Origin of the sequence: Methanomethylovorans sp. (assembly GCF_050177135.1) — an archaeon.
In the GTDB taxonomy this organism is placed as follows: Archaea; Halobacteriota; Methanosarcinia; order Methanosarcinales; family Methanosarcinaceae; genus Methanomethylovorans.
In genome coordinates this window covers 1-6,663 of record NZ_JBFXHJ010000121.1, presented here as the reverse complement: position 1 = coordinate 6,663, position 6,663 = coordinate 1, and the positions used below count along the sequence as shown (strand labels likewise).

The window sequence follows — 6,663 nt, the reverse complement described above, 5'->3', positions numbered from 1 at the left end:
TCGTCTTCTATAAGGACAGGAACTACCTTCTCACCGGTCTCTGTGGGCTGGATACCCAGAGGATTTTCGTCCATTCCATTATTTTCTTTATTGTCATCTGCCATCTACCACACCTCAGATATCCAGGTTAGTGACCTGTTTGGCATTCCTCATTATGAAGTTCTTACGGGGCTCTACCTCATCGCCCATCAGGATGGAGAACATCTCATCCGCAGCCACTGCATCCTCCAGGGTGACCTGCAGTATGGTCCTGGTCTCGGGATTCATTGTGGTCTCCCACAACTGTCCGGGATTCATTTCTCCAAGACCCTTGTAACGCTGGATGTTCACACCTTTATCTCCTATTTCCTGCAGTTTGGCATTGAGCTCCCTGTCAGAGTACACATAATGCTCTGCCTGGCCTTTTTTTACACGATATAGAGGAGGCTGGGCTATATACACATAACCTTCATCGATAAGGGGGCGCATGTACCTGAAGAACAATGTAAGTATAAGAGTTCTTATGTGAGCACCATCCACATCGGCATCGGTCATAATGATAACCCTGTGATACCGCGCTCTGCTGATATCGTAATCATCCCCTATGCCTGTTCCCATGGCAGTTATGAGAGACAGCACCTCATTGTTCTTTAGTATACGGGCAAGCCTGGATTTTTCCACGTTGAGGATCTTACCACGGAAAGGCAGAATGGCCTGAAACCGCCTGTCACGTCCCTGTTTGGCCGAGCCGCCTGCAGAGTCACCCTCCACAAGGTATAATTCGCATTGTGACGGATCCTTTTCGGAACAGTCTGCAAGTTTTCCAGGCAGGGTGCTTATATCAAGGGCATTTTTACGTCTTGTCAGTTCCCTTGCCTTTTTGGCCGCTTCTCTTGCACGCTGGGCATCCAGCGCTTTCTGAAGGATCACATTTGCGATCTTGGGATTCTCTTCCATGAACTCAGCAAGCCCGTCAGAAACCATGGATTCGACAATACCTTTGACATCACTATTACCAAGTTTTGTTTTGGTCTGTCCTTCGAACTGGGGGTCGGTGAGTTTCACATTGATTATAGCGGTCAGACCTTCCCTGATATCCTCACCGGAAAGTTTATCATCACCTTTGGCAAGGTTGTTCTTCTTGATGTAATCATTGGCGACCCTCGTGAGAGCTGCTTTGAATCCTACAAGATGCGTGCCGCCCTCATGTGTATTTATGTTGTTCGCAAAGGAGTACACCGACTCATTATAACTATCAGTGTACTGCATGGCTATCTCAACTATGGTTCCTTCCTTTTCCCGCTCAAAGTATATGACGTCCTTGTGAAGCGTATTGCGTTTCTGGTTGAGATGTTCAACAAAGGATATGATCCCTCCTTCGTACTGGAATACATCCTTCTGTTCCTCGTATGCTCTCTTGTCCGAGATAGTGATCTTCAATCCTTTGTTCAGGAATGCAAGTTCCCTTAAACGGCTTACAAGGGTCTCATAGCTGAAAACAGTGGTTTCCAGGATGGAGGCATCGGGCTTGAAGGTTATCGTCGTTCCGGAACCTTCTGCATTTCCAACTAACTGGACTGATGCAGTGGGTATGCCTCTTGCATAACGCTGGTAATACAGATCTCCATTACGTTTTATATAGACGTCCATCCATTCTGATAAGGCGTTCACCACTGAAACACCTACTCCGTGAAGGCCACCGGAAACCTTGTAGGAGCTTTTATCGAACTTACCACCGGCATGTAGTATGGTCATTACGACCTCAAGAGCGGACTTGTTATACTTGGGGTGATCGTCTACAGGAATACCTCGACCATTATCCTGTACTGTCACAGAACCATCCGTGTTGATAGTAACATCTATCTGAGAACAAAAACCTGCCAGCGCTTCATCTATACTGTTGTCCACCACTTCGTATACCAGGTGATGCAGACCTCTGCCGTCAACACTGCCTATATACATACTGGGACGCTTGCGCACAGCCTCCAGGCCCTCAAGTACCTGAATATGCGTGGCATCATAAGTTTCTTTTTTGTCCATGTATTGATCTCCGTGAAATCTGATGAATTAATAAATTGAATTGTGCTTAAAACTCATGGTCTTAGAATGCCTGGAAATGAAGGTAAAATTGCTGTTGTATATATCTACTGATACATTTTTCTTTTAACTAATGCTGCACTGAATATAGCATTCATTATTCATAAAGGTTTATATAATTAGATAGATGGAGCGGCCGATATGCTGTAATTTGATGAGCAATTCCGGGATCTTAAGACCCGGCAGTTCCAGGTAGTCCTTGAAGATGGAGAAATTCTCGTACTTTTCCGTTTTTGGGTTGAACTTGGAAAGCTGGGCCCACCTGCCTTATATTGTATTCGTTGAAGTTTGACATACAATGTTTAAGCATATGAGTGAAGAATATAAAAATATTTAAAATTATATTAAAAATAACGTTGAAATAATGAGGCTTTGTGATACTGATAGGTAAAATGGTGGTAAATTAGTTTGTCACATAGAGCTAGTTTTAATTGAGCTTTCTTTTTTAAAGAACCTGTTTCAAAACTTCTCTCACATTCTTTTAATCTTCTCCAAACTGTTTATGAAACCAGCTCATTATCTCATCATCAGTTTCTTAGTTATCAGTACCGCATCTGCAGCAGTTTTAGCATAAGCGTCTGCTCCGACGAGGTCGGCGTATTCCTGAGTAACCGAGACACCGCTCACTATTAATTTCGCTCTTTTTTTTTGTCCTGAAGTTTGCAACAGTTCATTTATCTCCATCAGCCCCGTCATGGATAATGTCGTCATGGAGGATGCAATGATGATGTCAGCATTATGTTCGGCTGCAGTTTGAACCATTCTTTCGGCAGGTACATCTTTTCCGAGGTCGATAACTGTAAAGCCCTCTACACGCAACATGCTCGAAGCTATTTTTTTGCCCAGATCGTGTATGTCATTTTTAACAGTACCCATGATTATGGTTCCTTTATGCTCAGGTACCATTTCTGTTCCTGCAGCTTCTTCAAGGATCATTTCGGTAACATTTTCCATAATATTGGAGGATAAAATGAACTGCGCAAGGAAATATTCCTTTTCATCGAACTTCCTGCCGACCTCCACCATGGCTTCTGCCAGTTTGTTTAGAAGCTTTCTAGGCTCATATTTGTTTTTCATCCATTCTCTGGCAGTTTCAATGACCTTCTTTTCATTGACCTGCACAAGAGCATCATATCCTATGGCCAGGAGTTTATCTTCGTCCAACATGTTTCCTATCTTGATGGAACAGGAGATCGATAAATAGTTTTTGATACAGCTTTTCCGATTAGATATAGAACTGGCTTAACAACTCATTTTGCTATCACTTTACCAAAGATCTACTATACAAAATCATTATCTATCAAGCTTTCTTTATTCTTCTGGTAAGGCAAACAACAAGAACAATAGTAGTATAGTAGTTTTGAAACCAGCTCGTTATTATCCTAAGTAAAGGATGCTTAACTTTAAGGATGGACTGAACTCCGGCAATTTCAAAGTTCTTCAGAATTATAGTAGGTTTATAACCCCGTTTAGATCATTTCGATCCTGGAGATTTCAGGGAAATTCGGAATTCCCAATTCAATTTATTTTTATTTACGGGTACGAAATCACATCTGACCATCGCTTCTTTAAACTGCTTGTTCGTGATAAAGAAACCATCAGGTGATTGTTCAAATAAATTTTTAAGGGCATAACTAGTGTAATTTTTATTTGGTGCCTTTTGTGGGGCTATGTTTAACATTATCCAATTATGCAGGGCTTTTTTTTGAATGTCGGGTAATTCGTATTCACTCATTTTACTCACTTCTATCTTTCATGATCTGCCAGTAAAATAACACTGACCTGTGCCTTGATCTCCTTTACTGCAAACTGCATTAAGTAAGCTCAGATTATCAGCTTTTCCAAATAGAGGTTTCCATCAGCTATCCTGTTAGAAAATCCTTATATTCTGGCCTATATCTTGTTCCAGAGCTTTCCTGTATATCATATTGGCCGTGACTATATCCTGCACTGCAAGCCCTGTGGAGTCAAAAATGGTGAGCTCATCATCCGACCGCCTTCCGGGGCGAATGCCAGCCACTATCTCTCCAAGCTCACAGCAGATGTCCTTTGCAGTGATCACACCCTTTGACAGGGGTACATTGACCTCACCGGAACGGGATGCCTGTAACATGTCATCCACTATCACTGTAGCACGCATGAGGAGTCGGGGGTCCAGTTCTTCTTTGCCTTTTGCGTCCGCTCCTATGGCATTGATATGTGTACCTTCCTGCACCCATTCAGACATGACAAGCGGTTCCCGCACCGGAGTGGTAGTTACCAGGATATCACAAGCGCATACATCCTGTATATTGTCTTCCTTCAGGAACTCACAGTTCATCACATGGCTCATGTCCTTCTCAAAGTGATCACAGTGTGCCATGTTCCTGCAAAAAAGCTTCACTTCCTGTATGTCCTTTACCTGAGAAAGGGCAAGCAACTGAGTACGGGCCTGGTCTCCCACACCTACCATTCCCACCACATGCGCATCTTTCCTTGCAAGGTATTTTGCGGCCACGCCTCCTGCAGCACCTGTGCGCATATCCGTGAGAAAGGTCCCGTCCATGATAACCAGCGGCTCACCTGTCTGAGTGGAGTTGAGCACCACCATCCCCATGACGGTGGGCAGTCCCCTCTGACGGTTATCGGGATGCACGTTCACGATCTTCACGCCGGCGATATCTTCCTCTTCCATATACGCCGGCATGGTGCGCAGATCCCCATTATGCTTCTCAAAAAAAAGATACGATTTAGCAGGCATCTGCACTTTTTTCAGGCCATGCTGTTTGAAACCTTTCTCCACGGCTTCTATTGTGGACTGCATGTCCAACAAGCTCTGCACATCGGATCGATCAAGCCATAACACATCCATAGCATCCTCACTTCCATACTTTTATCAGTTTGTTCAGAACTGTATAGTAATAATGCCGGTGACCAAAAAGACCAATCTATTGTACTTCGTGCATTTTATACATATTGATCCTCCGGGCTTTTTCTTTGTACTGCCGGAACAATTCCTGGCTCCACTGCAGGGCCCGGGGGTCGAAGCTCATAATGACACGGTGATCGTAGTGGCCGCTTTTATTGAAGAAACACATAAGTAGGAAACGGTCAGTGGTCACAATGGTGGCCAGTCCAGGAATATCATCGGTTACAAGAACCTCTGTGTTTTCGGAAACGGTCATTTTTCTCATCTGATCTGCATAGTCTTTCTGGAACCTCTCCAGAACAGAGGCGGTAAGCACAAGAGATACGTTAATACCCTGCTCCGCAAGTTTTGAGTAAATGGTTGGATATTCCGGATGAAAATAAGCAGTAAAAGCCTCTACAAAACTGGACTTGAAAATGTTTTCCTTGAACTCTCGGGGGAACTCAAAGAGATAATTAAGATCAGGTTCGATGATAAGATAATTTCCAAGCTCACCGAGTCTTTTCAGCAAAGGCCAGGGTATGCCTTTGAGGTCATGAGTAAGCCAGTATTCCCCATTCTCCTCAAAGACCTCTACAATATTGAGGAAAGGCAACATATTTTCGACCAGTACTTCACCCATGTCAGAAAGGTAATAATGGTCTTCCTCCTGGATCACAAGGCCACACTCTTTTAATTTTTTTATTTGTGGGATAATGGCTGTAGAGGTCACATTAAGGGCTGTTTTGATTTCATTACGATCTTTCCCTCCTTCCATAAGCAGAAGTAAAAGGTTCTTTCTCTTTTCCGAGTTCAGCATGGTGTCAATTAGAGATGTTTTCATTTAGCCCTCACAATCCCCCTCTATATATCTGCTCTTTTGGGTATAAATGTTGCATTGAAAAAGTGACTCTTTTGTTTACCTGCTTCCTTCGAAGGAAGCTTTTTTCTTGTTGATCTCTTTCTCTACACTGTGCCTGTACAGGGTCATCTCAATGTTGGAGCGCAGGTCATTGGCTTTGAAAGGTTTTACAATATAACCATAGGGTTCTGTTATCTTTGCCCTTTCCAGCACCTTATCATCTGAATAAGCTGTAAGATAGATGATCGGAATATCAAATTGCTTCCGTATTTCTTCTGCAGCTTCCACACCGTCCATTTCCCCTTTGAGCATTATATCCATAAGGATGAGGTCCGGTAAAATGATCTCAGCCATCTTGACAGCCTCTTCGCCAGTGGTTGCAATGGCAGGAATTGCATAACCAAAACTCTTCAGTTTCTTCTTGATATTAAGTGCAATTATATTTTCATCCTCTACTATCAATATTTTGACTTCATCCACAGATTTCACCCTTTTTTATTCATTTGAAAGTTATTCTAAATCTTGTCCCCTCAGTTCTTTCAAGTTCAATGGTCCCATCGATCTGGTCTACCAGCGTGGTCACAAGCTGCAGTCCCAAAGATTCTGTTTCCCTGAAATTGACATCTTCAGGGAAACCCGCACCATTGTCACATACCACCAGTGTGAACTTTTCTCCGTCAAAGCTCAGATCAATGAGGATATCGCCTTTATCTCCCGATCTGAAGGCATGTTTTAAAGAATTGGAAACCAGCTCATTAACTATCATACCCAGAGGTATGGCTACATCCATATCTAAAAAAACAGAATCTATGTGCACTTTGACATTGATCTTCCCATT

The 6,663-nt window shown here is 43.1% G+C and carries 7 protein-coding genes; all 7 read right to left on the bottom strand.

Annotated features, from left to right (window positions below; translation table 11 throughout):
* Positions 1-114 precede the first annotated feature (114 nt).
* A complete protein-coding gene (gyrB, locus tag AB7U21_RS09315; protein WP_428388541.1) occupies positions 115-2,019 on the bottom strand; it encodes a DNA topoisomerase (ATP-hydrolyzing) subunit B in 1,905 nt (634 codons plus the stop codon).
* Between the two features lie 573 nt (positions 2,020-2,592).
* Positions 2,593-3,243, bottom strand: a complete 651-nt coding sequence (locus AB7U21_RS09310; protein WP_428388539.1) for a cobalamin B12-binding domain-containing protein — start codon at positions 3,241-3,243, stop codon at positions 2,593-2,595.
* A 307-nt stretch (positions 3,244-3,550) separates the two neighbouring features.
* On the bottom strand, positions 3,551-3,811 hold the full coding sequence (locus tag AB7U21_RS09305) for a hypothetical protein (protein WP_428388537.1): 261 nt from the start codon (positions 3,809-3,811) through the stop codon (positions 3,551-3,553).
* Between the two features lie 135 nt (positions 3,812-3,946).
* Positions 3,947-4,927 (bottom strand): alanine dehydrogenase, encoded by a 981-nt coding sequence (gene ala / locus AB7U21_RS09300; protein ID WP_428388535.1) that lies wholly within the window; start codon positions 4,925-4,927, stop codon positions 3,947-3,949.
* 76 nt (positions 4,928-5,003) lie between these two features.
* The gene (locus AB7U21_RS09295; protein ID WP_428388532.1) at positions 5,004-5,807 is read right to left on the bottom strand and encodes a helix-turn-helix transcriptional regulator; all 804 of its coding nucleotides are present in this window, start codon (positions 5,805-5,807) and stop codon (positions 5,004-5,006) included.
* A 75-nt stretch (positions 5,808-5,882) separates the two neighbouring features.
* Positions 5,883-6,305: a response regulator gene (locus tag AB7U21_RS09290; RefSeq protein WP_333788369.1), complete on the bottom strand. Its 423-nt coding sequence runs from the start codon at positions 6,303-6,305 to the stop codon at positions 5,883-5,885.
* Between the two features lie 19 nt (positions 6,306-6,324).
* Positions 6,325-6,663 (bottom strand): sensor histidine kinase (locus AB7U21_RS09285; protein WP_428388530.1); only part of this gene is annotated, 339 nt, incomplete at its 5' end.

Excerpts from the sequence above, each read along its gene's own strand:
- ala (WP_428388535.1), bottom strand. The coding sequence starts at position 4,927 with ATGGATGTGTTATGGCTTGATCGATCCGATGTGCAGAGCTTGTTGGAC.
- AB7U21_RS09295 (WP_428388532.1), bottom strand. The coding sequence starts at position 5,807 with ATGAAAACATCTCTAATTGACACCATGCTGAACTCGGAAAAGAGAAAG.
- gyrB (WP_428388541.1), bottom strand. The coding sequence starts at position 2,019 with ATGGACAAAAAAGAAACTTATGATGCCACGCATATTCAGGTACTTGAG.
- AB7U21_RS09310 (WP_428388539.1), bottom strand. The coding sequence starts at position 3,243 with ATGTTGGACGAAGATAAACTCCTGGCCATAGGATATGATGCTCTTGTG.
- AB7U21_RS09305 (WP_428388537.1), bottom strand. The coding sequence starts at position 3,811 with ATGAGTGAATACGAATTACCCGACATTCAAAAAAAAGCCCTGCATAAT.